Raw genomic sequence first — 23395 nt, 5'->3', positions numbered from 1 at the left:
AGGAACTGACGGCGGCGCGCCTTGGCAGGCCATCCCGCGGAGTTTCCCAGGCCGACAGAGACCGGCTGACGGCAAAGGGGGTCCTGTCGAACGGGATGTGGCTGTTCAGGGTCTTCAGATTGATCGAGGGCGGGATCTGCCGGTTTTCCAGCGACAGCATGGCCTTCAACACACCGGCAATACCGGCAGAGGCAAGGACATGGCCGATATTGCTCTTTACCGAGCCGATGGCGCAGCGGCCGTCAGCAGGCACGGCGCTGAAGGCATCGGTCAGACCTTCCACTTCGATCGGGTCTCCCAGAGGCGTTCCGGTGCCGTGGCATTCGACGAGACCTATGGTTCCCGGATCGATGTCGAAGCGCTCGTAGACGTCCTTCATCAGTGCCGTCTGAGCCTTCGGGTTGGGCGCCGTGATGCCGTTCGTGCGTCCGTCCTGATTGATACCCCAACCACGGATGACAGCGTGGATCGGGTCGCCATCCCGTTCCGCATCCGTCAGACGCTTCAGGACAACGGCTCCGACGCCTTCCCCCGGCACGAACCCGTTCGCCCGCTCGTCAAATGAGTAGCAGCGACCATCTGCCGACAGCATGCTTACCTTGGCCGTGTCGATGAACATGTTCGGCCCGACCAGCACACAGGCCCCTCCGGCAAGCGCCATGTCACAGGTACCGGATAACAGCGCCTCGCAGGCCTGAGCGGTCGCGACAAGCGAGCTGGAGCAGGCCGTGTCGATGGAAAGACACGGGCCGCGCAGGTCCAGCAGATAGGATATGCGGGCCGCCAGGATCGATCCGGAACTGCCAAGCAGGCTGTAGGTATTGCGCTGGTCGATCAGGTCTTCGTATCCGCTCGGACCGGAGGCAACATAGACACCGAAGCGCTTGCCGGAGAGGCTCGACGGATTGATCGCCGCATCCTCGATCGCATGCCAGGCCGTTTCCAGGAAAAGGCGCTGCTGTGGATCCATAAGCTCCGCTTCCAGCGGCGTTATGTTGAAGAAACGCGCATCGAAGGCTGCAACATCGTCAAGCGCGCCCATCCACTTGCAGTAGGTCTTGCCCGGGGCCTGGGGATCGGGATCGAAATATCGTCCGATGTCCCAGCGCGACCCGGGCACTTCTTTTATGCAGTCACGGCCTTGGGCGATGTTTCGCCAGAATGCGGCAAGGTCCTCCGCCTTCGGGAATTTGCCCGATGCTCCGACTATCGCAATTGCCTCCAATCGATCCTCGGCCAAGTCCGTACCGGAATGGATGGTCTCTGCCACGTGGACCGCAGATGCGGAACGGGGAACGGAACGGTCCTCCGCTTCCGGGAGCGTCGGCGCGGCAACAGGTTCAGGCGTCTCCGCAGCCGGCACAAGTTCACAGACATGCCTGACCAGCGCACCGACGGTTGGATGCGCATAGACCGCGGTTGCCGGCAGGCTGATCTCGTAGCGCTCGTTCAGGTTACGGATCCAGGTCACCGCCAGGATTGAATCGAGGCCGAGGTCCAGGAACCCGGCACTGTTGGTGATGTCGGCCGGATCCAGCATGAGGTTTTCGGCGAGAGACGCGACGATCTCGGCTCGCAGTCCCTCCTGAACGGCGGTGTCTTTCGCATCGGCTTTCCCACTCTCCGGAGGCTTCGGCGCTTGCCGTGCCGGGACTGGCGGGATGCTGTCGCGTCGAACACCGGCAAGAGACGCCACGTGGGTGATCAGGGCCTTCACCGTCGGGTGCGCATAAATGACAGTCGCTGGCAGATCGATTTCGAAGAGCGCATTGAGTTTCCGGATCCACGTGACCGCCAGAATGGAATCGAGACCGAGGTCGAGGAAACTGTCTTCCAGACGAATGTCCGCGACATCGATCATCAGGTCCTCGGCTAGCGACCTGACGAGATTGGCTTGAAGAGCGGTGGCGTCGACAGGCGCAGCCACCCCGTCTTTTTCAAGTTCGGGTACTCCGGTGTCCTCGCCAAATTTTTCCGCGATGCGTTGGCGGACTGCGTCGTTGCCTATGAAGGTCTTTTCATGCATCGCCAGTTCGCGTTCCAGCACCATGTCGAGCCGACCCCGCAGAAGAAGCGTAGCCTTTTCCTTGGCGGCGATGAGGCTCTCCCGGCGATCGCGTGCGAGCTCATGCGCTGCCGCGAGGGCGGTCTCCAGGACCTCCCGGGCCGGTCGCACAGTGAGACGCGCAGACCTGTCACCCAGGTCGCGTCCGCGGTACTGACGAGCGCTGAAGAGGATTTCGCGCCCAAGCTCGTCGCCGAGGCGATGCGGGAAGATCAGGGTCGCTCCGGCGCCCGGTGTGAAGCCGTACCAGAGATAGTTGCTGTGATAGAGGCCTTCAGCCGCGAGGATGACGTGATCGCAATACATGCCAAGCGACCAGCCGGCCCCGATGCCATGCCCCTGCATTGCAGCGACCACCGGCAGCTCACACTCTAGCGGCAAGGAATAGATCCGCCGGTCGGTGAACCGGCTCCCGCCCTTTTGCAGGTCGGTAAGGCCGTCTCTGGTGCCGCCGCAGGCGAAATAGTTGTCATGACCTGTCAGGACCACGACCCTTGCGTCGGTAAGCTCGGATATCTTCGCAAAGGCTTCCTCAAGTCCGTCCATGAAGGCCGGCGTGAACATGTTGCGGTTCGCCCGCTCGTTCATCGTGACCAGCGCGACACCGTCGTCAAACAGCTCCAGACGCATCACCTCCGATTTGAGAGGAACGTTTCGGGACGCCCGCGTCGGTTCTACTGGCAGCCCTTCCGGCAAGCCGGGTGCCCTTTGATCGGGTTTCAGGTCGGCCAGAAGCAGCGGCAGGTCTCGGCGCATGTGGCGCTTGAGCAGTGAAAGCGCCTCGCGCGGTCCTTCCGCGATCTCCCGCGCAAGGGCCATGGCCGCATCTTCGACCTCGCTTGCGGGAACGCGCAGTAGGCTGTTTTCCGGTGCAAGCCGCCGGTCGCAGAGATGCTTTGCGAGCTTGCTCGCCGGCACCGGAAAACCGATCAGCTGACCAGTGGTTTCCACGACAACGAAATCACTCAGGAGAGCAAGGCCTGCTGCCTGCCCGTTCGCCCCGCCACGGACTGCAGCAATCACCGGCAGCGCGCAATTCACGACACATTCGGGATCGAAATCGCTCACCGTCCCGGCCCCCGCTTGCCACGCTCTCTCGCCAGCCAGGACGACCACACGAACTGTCTCATCCGCGCTTGCGGCCTCCAGCTCTCGCGTCAGACCGCTCGAAAGCGCTTTGCACCAGTCCCCCGAGAGCTCCAGAACGCGAACGCCATCAGTGTCCGCACGGCGCTCCACACGCCCGGTCGGGTCCTCTTTCAAAGACGTGGGGACGAGCGGTGACAGAACAATCTTTTCCGAAACCACGGCATCGGCTGAGCGCAGAGACATCGCGGCAGGCCGGGAGAGCCTTACCCTGTCACTGGCCTGACGCTCAGATGTTTCCGGCAATGCCGGTGGCTGCGATTGGGGTTGTTGTGATTTGGCAACCTCGGCGCCTGTTTCGGCAACCGGCTGCCTCTGCGGTCTTTCCGTATCGACCCAATAGCGTTTACTGGCAAAAGGATAGACAGGCAGCGGCACGCGGCGGCGTGGCCGGGTGAAAAGCTGTTCGGGATCGAGCCGCGCGCCTGCAAGGAACTGCCGTCCGAGGGCTGTCAGGTCTGCCGTTCGCTGTTTGCCATCCAGCGCCTGCGGAGGCGCTGAACCCTCAGCTTCGCCACCGCGCTCCCCTGTCATCTCACGCACTTCGACACCCGAGTCCGCATCCCCCGCGAGCCAGGCCCTGATCGCAGCGCTTGCCGTCTGAAGACTGTCAGTTACAAGGAAGAGCCTGTGCGATAGAGCACGCCGGCCCGCAATCAGAGTAAATGAGACGTCTTCGGCAAGCAGCTCCGGGTGCTCCTCGATATGGCCTGCAAGGTTCCCCGCCAGCTCCCTGAGTTGTTCAGGTGTGCGAGCCGACAGCACGAACAGCTGACTGGAGGCTGGTTCGCGATGCACATCGGGTGTGGGGCCCTCCTCAATCACCACATGGGCGTTGGTGCCGCTGAAGCCGAAGGAACTGATGGCCGCACGGCGCTGTCCCTCCGGCCGCGACGGCCACGGGACGCAGCCTTTGTTGACCTTGAACGGCCCCTTGCCGAAATCGATGGCCGCATTGCCCTTCCCGAAATGCAGCGTCGGCGGAATGGTCTTTTCCCGAAGGCTCAAAAGGACCTTGGCCAGGCCCGCAAAACCAGCCGCCGTGGTTGCGTGGCCGATATTCGACTTTACCGAGCCAAGAAAGATGTCCCGCTCGCTCACATCGCTAAAGGCCCGAACAAGGGCGGCATGTTCGATCGGATCGCCAAGCACCGTGCCCGTGCCGTGGGCTTCGACATAGTCGATGCTCCCGAAATCGATGCCGTGATCCTCGTATACCTGCCGTATCAACCGTTCCTGCGACGCTGCGCTCGGGGCCGTGATACCGTTGGTGGTGCCATCCTGGTTGGTGCCTGAGGCGCGAATGACACCGAGAATGGTGTCGCCGTCCGCGATGGCATCGGCAAGCGGCCGTAGAAGTACAGCTCCGACCGCTTCTCCCGGAACGATGCCGTCGGCACCTTCACCAAAGGCCGCGCAGCGTCCGGAAGGGGACAGCATTTGGGCGGCGTTGGCATAGCGGAAGAAACGCGTCGAACATTGGACGAAGACACCGCCCGCAAGTGCCATGTCGCATTCGCCATTCCGGATACTCTGACAGGCCGTGTGCAGGGCGACGAGCGAGCTTGAACAAGCCGTATCGATGGCGACAGCCGGGCCTTTCAAATCAAGCCAATAGGAAATCCGCGCCGGAATGAGCGATGTCGTGTTGCCCCAGAAGGCCTGACCCGGTGGCTGCTTCGTGAACAGCTCCTGATAGTCCCCGTGAGCGCAGCCGACAAAGACCCCGCAGCGGCTGCCAACCACGTCTTCGCCGGCATGTCCGGCAGCTTCCAGGGTTCTCCAGGCTTCTTCAAGGAACAGCCGCTGCTGCGGATCCATGTAGGTGGCCTCGACGCCGGAAATGCCGAAGAAGACCGGGTCGAAACAAGCGACATCGTCCAGGAAGCTGCCGTGCTTGCCGTATGTGGCGGGATCGACGTCCTCGTAGAAGCGCGCGAGGTCGAAGCGGCTGACTGGCTCGACAAGGTCACGGCCCGCGCTGAGATGGGTCCACAGCGCATCGAGAGTATCCGACCCTGCAAAGCGCCCACTGGCCCCGATGATCGCGATCGGTTCGCGTCCCCGGTCATTCATCGCGGGTGCTTCCTGACCGCCGCTCCGGGCGGTTGTCGGCGTCACGCTTGCATCCGCAGGATCGGGGAAAGCGTCTGCGCCCGAGTGGGCAGGCTGCGGGTGAAGGGTCTTCAGATGTTCTTCAAGTTTCGCGACGCTGGCAAAATCGAAGAGGTCTGTCTGGCTGAACTCGATCCCCAGCATCTTTCGCAGCCGGTGGCTGAATTCGGCCCCCAGGATCGAATCCAGTCCGTAGTCCGCAAAGCTTTTCTCCAGATCGATCGTCGCCGGCGCGATATTGAGCGTTTCGCCCAGTGCCTGCAGAATAACTTGGCGCAGGGGCTGCCTGTCCGAGGATACGTTCGCCCCGGCCGGAGTGGCAGTAGCGGCTTGCGACAGTTCGGCGCGCGCTTTCGCGACAATGATCTGCTGACCGAGGTCCTGCTCGGCTTCTCCGGATCCGACAACCCAGTCAAAGCCGCTGTCCTCCAGTGCCCTGCGCCATTGCTCCGCCGTCAGCGACGGCGACCCGGGAATGCGCCGATCGGCATCGGTGAACCGCCACCAGCCATCCAGCAGGCCGAAGGTCACGTGGGTGAAGAATGTCGGCTTGCTGGTCTCGTTCAGCAGCAGCACCCCGCCCGGCGTCATCGTTTCGCGGACCCGGGCAAGAGTGGAGACAATGTCCGCCGTCGCGTGCAGAACGTTTGCCGCAATGACGAGATCATTGTTTCCCCGCGCAATGCCCTGCCCTTCGAGCGGCTTCTCGATATCGAGAAGCGCCGTCTTCAGAAAGGGAACGCTGCTGGCGTAGCTTCGCTCGGCATGGATCAGGAATGCCCGAGAAACATCCGTGTAGGTGTAGACGCCGATCCGGTCGAAGTAAGGACGCAGTGCCTCGAACACCGGCTCGCTGGTGCCGCCTGTACCCGCCCCGATTTCAAGAATGTTCAGCTTGCGCACCGATGCATCCCAGGCGGCGGCATGTCGTGCGGCTGCGTCTGCCACGGTCTGACTGAAGCGTTCTGCGATCCGGTTTTCCTTGTAGACCGCTTCCACCAGCGTCTGTCGCCCTTCCGGAAAAAGAATATCGGTCGCTCGGCGCTTGCCTGTCAGGATCTCCGACAGGGCCTTCAAGGCTGTTTCCGCGAGCGCCATCTGCGCCGGCGATGCGCCGTCTCGCTCAAGTCTCACCCAGGTCGACCAAGCCTCGGACAAGGACCGGCGATGGTTGCCCGCTTCCATCGACACCAGCGCATTCGCAGCCTCAAGCCAGGGCCGATAGGCCGGGATCACGTCTGCTTCCGGCAGATCCCGCAAAATGGCCTGAAGAACGGACGCTACCGCGGTGTCAACGATCCGGGCAGTGCCGAGCAGGTCCGTATCGCCACGCCTTGCTTCCACAAGCTGCCGCATCCCGCTCGAACTGTCTTCGGTTATCTGAAGCGTTGCTCCGGCCTGTACAGCCAGCTTGTCGGCCGGGAGCCAGTACCTGTTTTTCTCAAACGGATAGGTTGGCAGCGAGATGATGCGACCAGGCTTATCCAGACGCAGGTCTGCCCAGTTGATGTCCACTCCCTCGACCCAGAACCGCAATATGGTTTCGGAGCGGCCGGTCTGCCACGCCCTCTCCGCAACCTCCTGAATGACCTCATCTTCGGCAAGTGCCGCCAGTGCGCCTCGCCTGTCATAAGCCTGACTTGCAAGAACCGGGACCGGGCTTTCCTTGCCGGCAAGCCAAGCTTCCAGAGCCGTCTCCAGCTCCCGGATGGACGTCACCAGGAGCCCGAGACGGCACTCCATCGGCTCACGGCCGACCTGTAACGTATAGGCGATGTCTCCAAGGCTCCGCGCGGGGCTCGTGGATGCTGCGCCATCAGCTGCGTTCGCCTGCACAAGATCAGAGAGGCCCTTGACCGATCCGGCCATATCCAGTTCAGCCGGGCTCGGCGAATAGCCGAAGCGTTCCAGACACCACTTTTGCAGAGCAGGAATGTGCGACACATCCAGACCGAACGTATCGAAGCTCTCGTCCGGATCGATTGCATCGGATCCGACGTCCAGCAGGGCCCCAAGTTTTTCGCAGATGTTTCGGATGAGTTCGGCAGGGTCAAGCGGGTGACGCGCACCATCAAAGCCGCCCTTGTGAAGGAAGGACCGCAGACGCAGCGCGCTTTCCTTCAGCCGCTCGTCACTGCGTGCCGACAGCAGGACGATTTCCCGCTCGGCTTCGCCTGATCTGCCGGTGTTCCCCTCTGCGGGGTCGCGCCATTCTTCCAGCACCACATGAGCATTGGCACCGCCCGCGCCGAAGGACGAGACCCCGGCAAATCGGGGGCCCGAAGACAACCAGCGGTCTGCCTGGCGTTGCAGGGAAAAGGGCGTGCCATCGAAATCGATGTTCGGATTGGTCCGGTCCGCATGAAGGGTCGGCACGAGGGTGCGGTGCTTCATCTGCAGAACGACCTTGGTCAGTCCGGCGATGCCAGCCGCCGCTTCCAGGTGTCCGATGGCGGATTTCACCGAGCCGAGGGCACAGAACCTTTCGTCGCTGGTATCGGCCCCAAAGGCCTGGACCAATCCATCGACCTCGATCGGATCTCCGAGATTTGTTCCGGTCCCATGGGCTTCGATATAGCCGATGTCCCTGGCACTCAGACCGGCCTGCTCCAGTGCGCTGCGCACGACATCCCTCTGCGCATCCGGATTGGGGACTGTATAGCCGTTGGTTCGTCCGCCGTGATTGACCGCGCTGCCCCGGATAAGCGCATGGATACGGTCTCCGTCGGCAAGCGCGCGCGACAACGGCTTGAGCACGAGACACCCGGAGCCTTCGCCCGGAACAAAACCGTTCGCCCCCTCACCAAAACTGCTGCAGCGTCCCGAAGGGCTCAGCATGTGGGCGGCGCTCAACTCGACGTAGTTTGAAGGATGCAGGTAGAGATTGACCCCGCCCGCAAGCGCCATGGAGCAACTGCCCCTGCGCAGATGCTCGCAAGCCTCGTGGATGGCAGTAAGCGACGACGAGCACATTGTGTCGACCGGCTGGCTGGGACCTGAAAGATCCAGGACATGTGATACCCGATTGGCGATTCCGGCAAAGGACGTCGTTGGGCGCACCGTCGCCCCGCCTTGCGCGGTGAAGGGACCATGGAGGGAGTAACCGGTCTTGGTCACACCGGCGAAGACGCCGACGCGGGCGCCGCCATGGTCGCTGCCGGCAATTTTCTTGAGCCGCGCGCGCGTGTAACCGGAATCTTCCAGGGCCTGCCAGGCGCTCGTCAGGAACAGCCTCTCCTGGGGATCCATGACAGCGGCATCGCGCGGGGACAGTTTGAAGAACAGCGGATCGAAATCCGCAAAGCCTTCCAGGAACGCTCCCCATCTGGAATAGCTTTTGCCCTCGGCGGCCGCCTTATCCGGGTCCGGTTCGAAAAAACCGTCCAGGGACCAGCGGTCTGCCGGTATCTCTCCGACCGCATCGTGCCCGGCAAGAAGATTTTCCCAGAAGGTGTCGAGGTCGGGCGCGTCGGGATAGACGCCGCTCATGCCGACAATGGCAATCGGTTCCGCTTCGGAGGGCTGCGATCCGCCGCGGCCGGATGTTTCCGTGGCAACGGCTAAAACGGGTGCCGGTTCCAGGGTCTCGGTTTCTACGCCCGCCCAGCTTGCGCAGGCCGCCGGTTGAGCATCGACAAGATAGTCGACGACTGCGGCGAGCGTGCGGTGTCGGAAGAACAGGGTCTTCGGCAGCGCCTCGAATACATTGCCAAGCTCGTTGTTGAGCTTGGTGATCATCAGCGAGTCGATGCCGTAGTCTTCCAGCGGCGTCCGGGGGTCGATCTGTGCGGCGGAAAGACCGCTGACCTTCGCAAGGAGCGTGCTCAGCAGCGATCTGGTCTTTTCGACCAGCACTGGCGCTGTCGTCGTCCGGGATACGGCCGGAGACACCCTTGACGCATGGGTCCCGGCGGACGCTATGGCGGGTGCTCCACTCCGATCCGCTTGCCCTTTGGCGAAGAAGGCGCGGATGCGATCCACATCCCCGGCCACAACGGCGGTCTGCTCGGTCTTGTTCGCCAGGCATCGGTCAAGAGCCTCAAGCCCGGCTGCGGTTCCCAGGGGCTGCTGACCCATTCGGCGAAACAGGGCTTCCCTGGTGGGATCGTCGACACGCATGCCGCCCTCGTCCCAGAGCGGCCAGTTGATCGACATTATCGACCCGCAGGAAGAGCGGGCGAGCGCATCCAGAAACCCGTTTGCCGCCGCATAATCCGCCTGGCCCGGATTGCCGAACGGACCTGCGAGGGAGGAAAAGAGCACGAAGGACTCGAGATTGAGACCGGCACAGGCATCCCGCAAGGCCAATGCACCGCAAACCTTTGGCTTGAGAACTGCGGACAGATCGCCATGGGTCTTGGTGGCGATAAAGCTGTCGCGCAGAACACCGGCCGAATGGAAAGCACCGTCCAGATGTCCGTGCACTTCGACGATGTGATCGACAGCGGCCTTGACCGCTTCGGGGTCGCCAAGGTCTACCTGCCGGTAAGCGGTGACTGCGCCTAGTTCACGCAACACACCAAGAAAGGCCGAGCGCTCGACGTCAAGCGGTCTGGTCCCCGTCAGGACCAGCACGGCGCTCCTGACCGTGCCTGCGATGTGCTCCGCAAGGATCCGCCCGAGACCGCCCATGCCGCCGGCGATCAGGTAGACGCCGTGGTCGCGCCAGAGTGGTGCGGAGGGTTTCTTGGTGAGTTCCTTCCAGACGCGGACGTTTCTCTGCCCGTCGACATAGCGGACATGGCTGCCTCCATCAGCAATGCTCTCCTGCGCCAACCAACCAGCCACCTGCGCAGGGTCAGCCTCTTCAGGAATTTCGACGACCTGCGTCCTGATCCGGGGGTCTTCCTGGGAAGCGGTCTGAAGCAGGCCACCCAGCCCCGCATAGAGGTTGCCATCCCCTTTGGCAGGAACAGCGAGTTGAATGAGAACCCGATCGTGCCCCGGCAACGCCATTTCGCGTCGAACCAGATCGAGAAGCTGCCGGGCAGACCTCTCGTATTTTCCCGCAAACCGCTCACCTGACAAAACCGGATGAACCGTCTCGGCGCTTGCGGTTTCCCCGACAATCACGCCGCAGGCGACAACGATACGCCGGCCCGGAAATGGTTCCCCCTTTGCTTCGGCGGCGACCCAATCCGAGGCGAAGAGCATGCAGTCCCGCTCTGCGGGCTTTGGCTGCACGCCTGGCAACCAGAAACGGTCCTCGGCAAACCGCCGGGGTGCAAGCGGCTTCCTGACAGCGCCCGACGGCTTGTCGTAGCTTTCCAGGACAACATGGGCATTGGCTCCACCGAAGCCGAAACTGCTGACGCCAGCCCGCCTCGGTGTTCCGTGAGCGTCCGCTGGCCAAGGCGTCCGGGCTGTCAGGATGCGGAACGGACTGCCTTCAAGCTCGACATGCGGATTGAGCGGCTCGCTCTCCAGCGTCGGCGGCAGCTCCCCCCGCCGCATCGCCATCAGCACCTTGACGACCCCCGCCATGCCGGCAGCCGCCTCCAGATGACCCGCATTGGACTTGACTGTGCCCAGGCTGATCGTCTGTCCGGTGGATGTGCCTTGTCCCAGCATCTCCGTATAGGCCCGGCGAAGTCCATTGACCTCGATCGGATCGCCGAGCTCCGTTCCCGTGCCATGCGCTTCGATATAACTCACGGTTTCCGGATCGATCCCGGTCATCGCCTCCACGACCAGGCGGGCCTGCGCCTTGACGTTCGGAGCCGTCAGCGCCCCCGACCGGCCGCCGTGGTTTTCAGCGCCCCCTGCGATCACGCCGAGGATCTCGTCCCCGTCGCGCTCGGCTTGGTCCAGCCGCTTCATCAGCAGCGTCGCAACACCTTCGCCTCGTGCATACCCGTCCGCAGCCTTGCCGAAGGCATGACAACGGCCTGTCGGCGACAACATTCCGGCTTGGTGCGGCCCCTCGAAGCTTTCCAGCGAGAGGCAAAGGTTCACCCCGCCGACGAGCGCCATCGAGCATTTACCCGACAGGAGCGCATCGCGGGCGCGCAGCATCGCGATGAGCGAACTTGAACAGGCCGTGTCGATTGCCTGGCTCGGGCCATTCAGGTTGAACTGATGCGAGAGGCGGTTCGCGGCCATCGCCAGCGAGTTGCCGGTGGCGACATACCCATCCGTCGCCAAGCCTTCGGCACGCCATAGCTCCGCGTAATCAAGAGACGTGATGCCGATGAAGACACCCGTGTCGCGCGGCAACTCCTCCGGTGCGTAACCGGCACCCTCGAACGTCCGCCAAGCCGTTTCCAGGAGCAGCCGCTGCTGCGGATCCATCCTTTCAGCCTCGACCGGCGAGACTTTGAAGAAGGCGGCATCGAACCGGTCAATATCCTCCAGGAAGCCACCCCTCAGGGCGAAACCGGCGCTGCGAAGACGGTCGGCGTAAACCGGGGAATACCGATCCAGCGGCAGGTCGCCGGTGAGATCCCGTCCGGCCAGCAGATGATCGAAGAAGGTTTCGACATCCGGGCTCCTGGGGAACCGGCCTGCCATGCCGATGATGGCGATCCGGTCGACGGAGCCCTTCGCTTTGCCCTTTTGCTCTGTTGAGGTTCGGAATACCGCTGTCTTTCCGGACGTCACCACGTCTTGCGGGGACCGCGCCGCCATTGCGGAAACCGGCACCGCCTCTTTTTGCGGGTCGGACGATTTCACTGTGTACCGGTTCACAAGGTGCTCCGCCAGCGCCTCGATATGCTCGCATTCGAAGAAGATCGCCGGTGACAGATCAATGCCATAGGCGGCACTGATTTCGTTGGCATAGCGCGTCAGCGAGATGGAATCGAAGCCGAGGTCATGGAAGGCTTCCCGGGCCCCGAGATCTGACGCCTCGAACTTCAGGATCGCCGCGGCCTTTTCCCTCAATTCGTCCTGAAGCCGAAGCCGGGCATGCGCAGGTTGAGTGGCCTCGGTCTCCCGTGCTTCTACCGCGGTCCGGGCAGGCGCTGTTCCGCTGGTCATCGCAAGGCCGGAAAGGAGCCCCAGAACAGTGCCCGTCCGATCAAGCAACTGGACGCTGTAGGAGCCAGCCCCTTCCGGAAGGCACAGCAGATGACGAACGTCTCCGCCCGTGAACGAGGCGGCGTCTATTGCATGGAGCAGTCCGGCCTGGCTCTCATCAACAAGGAGCAGACACTGGTAGACGGCCCCCAGGACGGGCGCCGGGCACGAGGTATTCTTCTTGAAGAAATCCTGCTGCGGCAGGTCTTCGCACAGGTCGCACAGCAAGGCTGCGTCCGGCAGACGCCAGAGTTGCTGAACGCTCTCCAGATAAGGACCGAAGGCGAGGCGCCGTTCCTTGAATTGCGCATAGACCGCCGCCTGGTCGAGCCTCTCGGACGCCGCTGCGCGCAAGGCATCAAGGTCGACGGACGACCCATCGGCAAACTTGGCGTCGCAAACACAGGCCTGGAGCCAATCCAGGCGCTTTCCGCTGACCAGAACGCAGGCGATGGTGATGACATGGCGCGTGCCTGCCGGGTCCGGGTGCACTTCGATTTCAAGTTCGCCAACCTCAGTCCAGACCGGGTTGGTCTTCAGGCGCAAGCCGCTCACACTGGGGCTGTCGACAACCTCTGCAATCCGTGCGGCGGCAGAGGCGATGTCGACGGCAACGATCGGCAGGATAGTTTCGCGCCCGCCATCCAGATAGATATAGTCGCGCAATTCCTTCAGATGGATCGCGGTCCTGTATCGCAGGCCCGTCACGTCCGAGCAGTTGAGGCCGATGAAGGGATGGATCTTCGAGCGGGCCCCGATCGGATTGACGACGGACGGAGCATCCGGCTCTTCCTGGTACCAGCAGCGGATCTTTTCGAACGGATAGGCCGGCAGGGCAACGCGGCGCAGGTCGCGTCCTTCGTTGAGGCTATCCCAGTCGATATCCGCGCCATGGCACCAGGCCTCCCCGACACGCTCGAGCCGACGGGCGGCACAGTCGGCCTTCAACGCCTCTCTGTCCTGCGGCGGATCAACATCCAGAATGGAGGGGACATAGACCATGCCGGTCGACACACTGCCATCCACAAGGAAGGCATCAAGCGCCGACAAAACCTCTTCCCTGTCCCGAGCGACCAGCGTCAGGCGCGACGTCAGTTCGTTCTTGCCGACCTGAAGCGTATAGGCGACGTCGGCGAGGCGTGCCTGCGGCTGGCCGTGCAGGAAAGCCCTGAAGGCCGCAAGCACCGACCTCAGCCGGTCCGGCGTCATCGCGGAGAAGGTCAGAAGTTCGGGCTGTACCGGCAGGGTCTCCGGTTCGGCGGACCGGTGTTCCTCGATGATGATATGGGAATTCATGCCACCGGCGCCGATGGAGGTCACTCCGGCCCTGCGCGGTAGCTCCGCTCCCGTTTCATCCGTCAGCCGCTTCCAGGGCGAAAGTTCGCGCTGAACGTAGAAAGGCGAGGTCTTGAACGGGATGTCCGGGTTGAGCGTTTCAGCATGTAGCGAGGACGCAAGCTGCCCATGCTTGAGCTGTGCCAGCACCTTGACGATGCCGGCCAACCCGGACGCGCCGAGCAGATGGGCGACGTTGCTTTTCACCGTCCCTATCGGGCAGATCTCGACCGCGTCGGTGTATTTCCGGAAGACCTGGGTCAGCGCCTTGACCTCGATCGGGTCTCCCAGCGCCGTTCCGGAACCGTGGCCCTCGACATAGCCGATGGTTTGCGGAGTGATGTCCGCGTCTTCCAGGGCACGCTCGATGGCAACGGCCTGCTGGTTTGGATTGGGCACGGTAAACCCGTTGCGCACCCCGGCGTTGCTGATCCCCGAGCCCTTGATGACCCCGTAAATATGGTCTCCGTCGCGTTCGGCATCGGCAAGCGGTTTCAGCACCAGCGCTCCGACGCCTTCGCCCAGGATCGTGCCCTCCGCGCCGAGGCCGTAGCCGCGAATGACGTCTGCGGATTTGGACGTGAAATGCTCCTGGGACGTGGCGATTAGCTTCTGCGGGTGCAGCAACAGGCTGACCCCGCCGGCAAGCGCCATCTTGCATCGCCCGGCCCGCAGCATATGCACCGCTTCATGCACGCAGGTCGAGGAGGCCGAACACATGGTGTCCAGGAAATAGGATGGCCCCGTGAAGCCATAGTAATACGACACCATGTTGGGCACCGTGCCCGTGTAGCTTCCGCTTGCCAGCGCCCCGCGCATCAGCATGTTCTGGAAGCCGTAAAGGTCATATTCGTTGGTCATGGAACCGACGATCACGGCGACATCGCCGCCGTAGCGCCGCGCCATCGTTTCCCTGGAATAACCCGCATCCTCGAAGGCTTCGACGCTTGCCTGAAGAACCAGACGAACCTCCGGCGACATAAGCTCCGCTTCGGCCTGGGAGATACGGAAATAGCGCGGGTCGAACTTGTCGATATCGGGAAGGAAGGCCCCGGTCCTGACCACCGTCTTGCCCAGGACATCCCTTTCAGGGTGATGAAGTGCGCCGTTGTTCCAGCGCTCGGCGGGCACCGGCTCGAAGCCGTGAACGCCCTCTGACAGCATCTTCCAGAACGCGTCCTGCGTGCCGGCATTGGACACATGCAGCGACAGGCCGACGATCGCGATGTCGTGCCGCGCGTCCATTTCAACCGCGGGGGACCGGACCTCCTGCATATCGCTCACCGGTGCAGACGAACGGACATCAGCGGCAGACCGGCTGGACCCGGCCGCCATTTGCCTCGTCTCGGCCTGTTCAGGTTCTGAGGGGTGCTCCTCGGCGAACAGCGCCCTCAGCGCGTCGCCATGCTCGGACACCAGATGCCCCGCGACACCTTCCAGATCGACATATTCAAAAAAGAGCGTCTTCGACAGGGGCCCGAGCGTCTCTTCCAGTCGGTTGGTGCTCTCGACAATCGCGATGGAATCGAGGCCGTACTCCTCAAGCTTCCGGTTTGCACGTATGCGAGCGGCATCCATTTCCAGCACATCTGCGAGGATTGCACGGACATGGTCGATGGTCTTCGACAGCAGCGCCGCATCGTCGAGGCCCGCCGTCCCGGAGGTGGTGCCAGAGACAGAGGCTGAGGCAGACGCCGACGGCGCAGGGCTTGGCTGCGCCTGGTTTGTTTTTGCCGCGCTGGTCTGCCCGACCTCCAGCAAGACCTCCCCGATCCTTTCCAGGTCGCCGTGAAGCACAGTGCAACAGGGCGCGCCCTTCCTCGAAAGTATTGCCTCGAGCGCGGCAAGTCCCGCGTCGCTTGGCAGCGGCGTCAGCCCAAGACGGCGACGCAGACTTTCGATTGTCGCTGCATCGGCAGACATGCCTCCTTCGGCCCATAGCGGCCAGGCAACGGCAACTGTCCGTCCCTGCCGATTGCCCGCGGTGACCTCGGCAGCCCGCTCCTCGGCAAAGGCATCCAGGAAGGCATTGGCGCCGGAATAGACAGCCTGCCCGGCAGTTCCGAAGACGGAAGCAATCGACGAACAGAAAACCAGGAAGTCCAGCGGGGCGTCCTTTGTCGCCAGATCCAGATTGACGGTTCCGGCGACCTTGGGTGCAAAAACGCCAGCCGCGCGTTTCGGGTCCTGGGTCAGGATATAGCCGTCATCCAGAACGCCCGCGGCATGGATGATGCCTTTCAGTGGTCCGAGTTCTTTCTGGATCTTTTCTGCAAGCGTCTCAGCATCGGCGGTCTTCGCAAGGTCACAGGGCCGATAGACCACCTGGGCGCCGGTCTCCCCCAGCTCCTTCATCCATGCCTTGGTGTCTCGGTCGGTTCTCTTGCGCCGGCCGGTAAGCACCAGTTTCCGCGCGCCCTTGGAAACCAGCCATTCGGCAAAGAGGCGCCCGAGCCCGCCCAGACCACCAGTGACCCAGTAGACACCGTCCGGATCGATGGCAAACTTTTGTCTCGCAGACCCGGCCGCCTCAAGGACCGGCCCCCAGGTCCGCCGTATGCCCCCGGCATCGTATCGCAGCTGGACAAGACTGTCGTCGGCATCGATCTCTGCGGACACGATGGCGCGGAGGCGATCCGGTGTGGTTGCCCCCTCGACAGAGACCACCCGACCGGAAATTTTGGGGTTCTCGATCGCAGCGGTCTTCAAAAGAACGGCAAGGGGTGCGGTTACAGTCGCCGGAAGAGTGCCTTCGGTCAGCACCAGAAAATTGACGGGCAGCAGCGGACGCTGTTCCAGAGCTTCCCTGACGAGCTTGTGCAGGAAACCAAAGAGCGTTTCGGCTGCCTTGGCGTCTTCAAGATCCGACACATCGGGCAGTGTCTCGACCTGCCAATCCACCTTCTCCGCCAATGCCTCGGTATCGGCTTGCGAACAGGCCGTAAGCACACGAACCCTGGCCTCGCCCTTTTTCTGTCGGAGCTGCAGCGGGGTTGCCTGCCAGCGCAGGTCCGCGATCACCAGCGGTCCAGTCGTCTCGCCCGCCCCCTGATCTGTCGCCGCATGTTTCAGCACCCGGAGCGCAAGATCCCTGATCACGATCCGCCGCTCCCCGTTCTTGTCGAGGAGATCAATATCGAGCTTGCGAACCGGCGCGTTCGCAGCCTGGCCCGACTTCAGGCGCACATGGGCCCACATTTGGGTTTCGCACTGCCCGTGGACTTCGATGTTCCCGCAGGCGAAAGGCACGGCCGCTCCTGCCGGAGCTTCACTGCCGGTCGCAACCCACGCCTGGATGGCTGCGTCCAGGAGAACGGGGTGCAGCGGCATGAGTTCAAGGGAGGGCAGCAGCCGACGTGGCAACTTGATCTGCGCAAGCACTTCGCCGCCGCCCAGGCGCATCACCTTGGAAAGTGCCCTGAAAGCCGGCCCGTGATCGACACCGCTGGCGCGCAGCCAGTCGTAGCAGATCTGCGGCTCCAGCGTGCCGGTGCTCCGGCTTTTCAGTGCCTCAAGGTCTGCCTGTTCCGGTCTGGAAAGCGTCAGGGGCTGGAGTATCCCGCTGGCATTGGGCACCAGCGCCTTCCGGTCATCACTTTCCTCGAAACGATCTCCCGTTGTCCCGATCGTGAACCGGATCTCGCCGCTTTCGCCGCGCTCCAACGCCGTTTCCACGGTGACCGCCTGCCGATCCCCGACCAGAATCGGCCTGGACCAGACGACATTGCCGATGGCGAAGGCGGGCGCTTGCAGGCCACCGGCAAGGTCGGCTGCCGCGCGTGCCATTTCAAGGCAAGCGACGCCGGGCAGCACCTTCCGGCCGTCGACATGATGATCGGCCAGCGCGAATTCATCGCCAGTCAGCCGTGTTTCGAAACTGCTCCGGTCGAAACCGGACGTGTTCCTGTGCAGAAGCGGATGGGGCGCGGGCTCAAGGTCCTTTGCCCCCAACGACAGATCCATCCAGTGCCGTTGCCGCTCGAACGGATAGACCGGTGCATGGATGCGGTCGCCCGGCTGTTTCGCATCTGCGCCGGGCCAATCGACAGGCTCCCCCGCCGCCCAGCGCCGAGCCAGATCAACAGGGCCTCCTGCCTTTGTATCTTCGGACCCGGCCATCTCCGCGGGCAGGACGCAGCCCTCGGTCTCCGCCCCGATCAGATACCGACGCAGGAGATCGGTCAGCCCTGCGAGATCATCGGCCAGGAAGACGCATCGCGCCTCCATGGGTTCTCTTGCCACCTGAAACGTGCGGGCAATATCGGCCGCCGAGATGGTATCCGGATCGCATTGCTCCAGGAAACGGAGGAGTTCGACCGCATATTGCGACAGTTGTCCGGCACTTGCGGCAGACAGGGGAACGGCAACAAGGGGGACTTTGGCAGGCTTCGAGGTGACCACGCGGAGTGGAGCTTCTTCCAGCAGCACATGCGCGTTGCTGCCACCGAAGCCGAAGGAACTGACACAGGCGCGTCTCGGGTGCGCTTCGCGCCGCGGCCAGTCTGTCGTTTCCTTCTGGATCCGGAAAGGTGAACCGGAGAGGTCTATCAGTCGATTGGTCTCTTTGAAGCCGAAGTTCGCCGGCATACGTTCATGTCTGAGAGCGGCCAGCACCTTGACAATACCGGCGACACCGGCAGCGCCTTCAAGGTGGCCGATGTTGGTTTTCACCGAGCCGATGCCGCAGGTCTCTGGGTCAAGGACCACGTTGTTTTCATCGGCCAGTGCCGAGAAAGCCTGTTTGAGGCCGGAGATTTCAATTGGATCGCCGAGCGGCGTTCCCGGACCATGCGCCTCGACATAATCGATTGTCTCCGGACTGGCGCCCGCCTCGTGGTGCACCTGCCTGATCAGCGCCGCCTGGGCCGCCGGATTTGTCACGGTCAGCGAATTGGTCCGCCCGCCGTGATTGATGCCGATGCCGCGAATGACAGCATGGATGGGATCCCGGTCAGCCAGCGCTTTCGACAAGGGTTTCAGGAGCAGGATCGCTCCTCCTTCGCCCCGGACGTACCCGTCCGCTGCGTCGTCAAAAGCCTTGCTGCGCCCCTCTTTGGACAACATGCCGGCCTTGGAAAAGGCAACGAAATGGTTCGGTGACCAGATGAGGTTCACACCTCCGGCAAGCGCAAGGTCGCAGGTCCCGTCCTGCAGCGCGCGGACCGCTTCGTAGACCGATGTCATCGACGCTGCGCAGGCCGTATCGTTGGTGATGCTCGGGCCCTGAAAATCGAAGAAGTGGGAAACCCGGTTGGCGATGATCGAAAAGGCGATGCCGGTCGGCGTATAGGCATCGACATTTGCCAGATGTTTTTCCAGCAATTCCGCATAGTCCCAGTGGCAGACACCCATATAGACGCCGGTGCGGCTTCCGGCGAGATCCGAGGCCCGGTAGCCGGCATTCTCGATCGCGTGCCAGGCCATCTCCAGGGCGAACCGCTGCTGCGGGTCCATCCAGGCGGCTTCGCGTGGCGAGATTCCGAAAAAGGCGGCATCGAAACAATCTGCCTTTTCGATGAAGCCCCCCCAGATGCTGTTTGTCTTGTTGCCCCTTGCCGGATCGCCCATGAGATCTTTCGCATCCCAGCGCTCTGTCGGCACTTCCGATATCAGGCAGCGTTCGGCGGCAAGATGCTGCCAGAAATCATCCAGCCTGTCGGCGCCCGGCAAGCGCATCCCGACGCCGATGATTGCAACCGGTTCCCGAGTACCGTCAGTCGCCATGGCCTGCCCCCCACCCCATGAGGACCGAAAGCCGGCGGTTCAGCAGTTCCGCCGTTTCGTCAAGCAGGCGCAGGCCGATGGTATCGACATGGCGTTTGCGCCAGGACTGCAGTTCCGTCCCCTCGACCCATTGGTTGAAGGCTCCCTGTGCTGGCCCGCAATGCACCTGAAAATCCACCTTGTGCGCCGTGTCTCCCTTCAGGGCCCAGTCGGTCGTGTCCCGGTAGTAGCGCCTGAAGACGAGGGCCATGCGGTGCTTGGGCATGCGCAGGGCGCGTTCGATCTCGGCCTCGGGATAGGACTGCGTGACTTCGTCAAAGACCGCATCGAAGCTGCGGCCGAAATAGCGTTCCTCGATCTGCTTGCGCAGCTTGGAATCGATCGCATCGAGCCCGTCATATTGACGGTAAAGAGCGACAAGCTTCTCCGCGCGGGCCGGAAAGAACACGCCTTTCTTCAGAACCTGGATCTTGGAACCAAGCTCGAACATCTCACCAGAAGGGGCATAGGCGGTGTCATAGACATTGATGCCTTCGAGCATGTCCTTGACCGCATCACTCGTGCCCGCTTCGACCGTGCACTGGTTGATCGAGCCGGTCAGGATGAAATCCGCACCCAGAATCAGGACGGCGGCCGCCGCCTCGGGCGTGCCAACGCCTCCCGCAGCCCCGACGAACAGAGGGCCGAACAAGCCGAATTCCCGCTCCGCCGCGTCCCGGAGTTTCAGGATCGGAGGGATCAGCGCAAAAGGCATGCCCTGATCCGTGTGACCTCCGGAATCCGCCTCGACACAGATCGCGTCCGCCACCGGCACCTGCCGCAGAAGCTCCGCTTCTTCGTGCGTTATGGATCCGTTCTGGAGCAGCTTTTCAACCGCCGGCCGCGGAGCCGGCGCAAGGAACTGTGCAGCGACATCCGGGCGTGAAACCTTGGCGATGACCTTGTTTTCCGACCGGATCTTTCCGTTCTCCCGTCGCAATCCCTTCGCCCGATAGCGAACGAGAGCCTGGGTAACCTCCATGAACGCCGAGGCTTCGACGATCCTGACACCTTCCTCAAGGAGGACATCGGTCAAAACGTCTTCCAGATGCGGCCGGTTGAGATGAGCGATGAAGTTGACGCCGAAGGCGGCACCGGCGGGGATGGACGACCGGATCTTCCGGATTTCTGCCTTAATCTCTTCGGGCGGCAGTCCCGCGGCCCCGAAGAACCCGAGCAAACCGGCCTTTGCCATGCGGATCACGATGTCGCTGGACGCTATGCCGCGATACATCGCCCCGCTCACATAAGGATATCGCACACCGAACACGTCGCAGAAGGAGCGCGAGCCGATCGTTTCCATCGTTACCCGGCCAAAGTCGTGCCGCGCACCGTTTAGCTTGACCGGCGCCTGCTCGTGGCATTCCGCGGAGGGCTCGTCAGGCTCAACGGGCGAGACTTGAGTAGCGGGGGGCAGATCGGCGGCAAGATCGGCTTCGCCGAGCGGACCGGCTTCCAGCTCCGTTCTCTTGAACATCGGCCGAACAACCGGGGGGCCTTCGGGCCCGATCTCGACCGTGTCGGCAAAGGCAACACCTTTCGCCAGCAAATAGCGCAGGCTCTCGCTCCAACGAACGGGCGCGGTAATCTGCTCGATCATGCGCGCGCGAATATCCGCGTTCACGTGAGGCCGGGCGGTGACGTTTGAAATGACCGGAACCTGCTGCGGAGCAAAGGCGACCGTTGCAACAAATTCGGCAAATTGCGACCGGGCGTCCTCCATGAAGGGTGTATGGAAGGCCCCACTGACGGGCAGCACCTTGTAGTGTGAAGCCCCGGCCTTCAGGAAAAGCGCCTCGGCGTCGACAACCGCCTGACGGCGGCCGGACACCACGATCTGTTTGGGCGTGTTGAAGTTGGCCGGGAAAATGTCGGTGATGCCCTCACCGCGCAGCAACTCTTCGACGGCCCCCGCCTCCAGCCCCAGGACAGCCGCCATGGCGCCCCCCTCGGCCCGCGACATCAGGGCCCCCCGCCTGGCGACCAACCGCAGTCCGTCGGCAAAGTCCAGGACGCCGGCGGCGAACAGGGCGACATATTCCGACACGCTGTGACCAAGCAGATAGTCGGGTTTGGCCCCGGCCTCTTCGAGATGGCTAAGGTACTGAAGGCTGTTGACGACGTAGAGCGCGGGCTGGGTGTATTGCGTTTGGCTGAGTTTTTCGATCGGCCCGTCCTGACACAGCCCGGCAATGCTGTAGCCGAGGATATCATGCGCCTGTTCGACCTGATCCTTGAACCGGGTGAACATGCCAAGGCCCATTCCAAGACGTTGAGCGCCTTGCCCGGGGAACATGCAGACCTTCATTCCGCCTCCAACTCGGCCCCGCTTTTCACCCACTCGATTTTCCCCAGATCCAGCTTGACCACTCGGTCGGCAACTTTCCAGTACTTTTCGTCATGGGTGGTCGCAATGACCGTTTTGCCTTCGTCCCGGAGCCTGGGAATGAGCACGTTGTAAAAGTAGTCACGGAAATGGACGTCCTGTTCGGCCGACCATTCATCAAAAACACAGATGGGACGGTCTTCGAGCAGGGCAGCAACGAGTGCGAGGCGCTTGCGCTGGCCGGTCGACAGGTGGATCCGGTCGAAATGCCCGTCCGCGAAACTCACCTTGTCGGCCAGTCCCACTTCGGCAATCAGCCGGTTCACCCGGACGGGATCGATGTGCTCCAGCCCGTAGAGCCGGTCAAACAGGTGAAAGTCGACGAAGACAGATGAAATCAGCTCCCGGTATCCGGCAACCAGTTTGCCGGTGACCGGCGCCTCGTCGACACCGATCCAGCCTGACTGGACCGGAAAGAGGCCAGTCATCATCCGGAGAGCGGTTGATTTGCCGCTGCCGTTGCCGCCGACAAGAAAAATCACCTCGCCGCGATGGACCGACAGGTTGAGCGGTCCGACAACATAGGCTTCCGGGTCCCTGGCGTTGTAGCTGAAGCGGATGGCATTGAACGAGAGGGTCGAGAAATCGACGTAGGAACGGGCATAATTGCGGGCGTCGTCCGGCGTCGTGGAAGAGCCTTCCGACAATTCCCGGTCGATCGCCAGGATGGACTGAAGCCCGACCTCCGCCCGCATGAACATGGGCGACTGGGCAACCGTCTTGCCAAGCGTTCCCATGCAGAACAGGAGCACGGGAACCAGTTGGAAAATGGTCGCCTTGTGACCCGCGACGTAGTCGGGAAAGGCGAAGGCGACGACACCGAGCATGGCGAACATCGTCACGCTGCCCAGCATGATCAGGGACACCCAGTGCTCGACCGACCGCACCAGAAGGCGCTCCAGAATCATCGACTTTTTCCGGTAGGCTGCGGCGACGGCTTCACTGCGCTGCGCGTTCATGCGCAGTTCCTTGCTGCCATGAATGATGTCGAGGATGGCATCGAGCATCTTTGCCTGCATACGCTCGACGAGGCGCAGAATTTCACGGTAGCGGCCGTCAATGATCTTGTAGCCCATCACACCGGCACCAACGGTCGCCAGAAAGACGACAAACGCAGCCGGAGACAGGTAAAGCAGGTAGAGAAGAGCGACCAGAAGCAGAGTGATTTGCTGAACGGCGTCGACGATCAACGGAAAGGTGACCGACAGATGGTTGGTTTCCTTGGCCACCAGATTGTAGAGCCGTCCCCGGTCCAGCTTGTCGACGACCAGAAGTTCCGATTTGCGCAGCTTGTCCGCGATATCCAGCCGGATCCGGTTGAGCAGATCCTCGATGATTGTCATGGAGCGGATGAGGGCAAACTGGTTGGCAAGGTAGTAGATGCCAAAGGCCCCTAAAAATGCCGCCCATGAAAGCGGGCCCGGGCTGCCCGCCCCGGCGACTGTTGCCGCAACGTTGGTGACGACCACGATCAACGCCGCATTGGCACAACCTGCCACAAGGGTCAGCAGCCACATCCGGCGCAGTTGCTGCGGGTCCGCGCTCTTCAGGAAGTCGATAAGGGCCAT

At 62.5% G+C, this 23395-nt stretch carries 3 protein-coding genes (1 of these 3 cut by a window edge); all 3 read right to left on the bottom strand.

Going from position 1 to position 23395, the window contains the following annotated elements:
• Tightly spaced (each overlapping or abutting the next), the 3 genes in view from FMN63_RS06350 to FMN63_RS06340 form a layout consistent with a single transcriptional unit that may run on beyond the window.
• Positions 1-19402, bottom strand: partial view of an SDR family NAD(P)-dependent oxidoreductase gene (locus FMN63_RS06350; RefSeq protein ID WP_148583121.1) — the 5' portion only. Its footprint begins 1448 nt before the window's first position; 19402 of the gene's 20850 nt are visible here — the first part of the coding sequence; its start codon is at positions 19400-19402; its stop codon lies off the left edge, out of view.
• Complete coding sequence (gene fabD, locus FMN63_RS06345) at positions 19392-21749, bottom strand: ACP S-malonyltransferase (protein WP_148583120.1); 2358 nt, start codon at positions 21747-21749, stop codon at positions 19392-19394. The genes FMN63_RS06350 and fabD overlap by 11 nt, the downstream gene beginning before the upstream one ends.
• Complete coding sequence (locus tag FMN63_RS06340) at positions 21746-23395, bottom strand: ATP-binding cassette domain-containing protein (RefSeq protein WP_148583119.1); 1650 nt, start codon at positions 23393-23395, stop codon at positions 21746-21748. Before FMN63_RS06340 ends, fabD begins: the two co-directional genes overlap by 4 nt.

This window comes from Stappia sp. BW2, from assembly GCF_008107695.1.
In the GTDB taxonomy this organism is placed as follows: domain Bacteria; phylum Pseudomonadota; class Alphaproteobacteria; order Rhizobiales; family Stappiaceae; genus Roseibium.
Note: the sequence above shows the minus strand (reverse complement) of the source record. Positions and strands in the feature narration are given on the sequence as shown.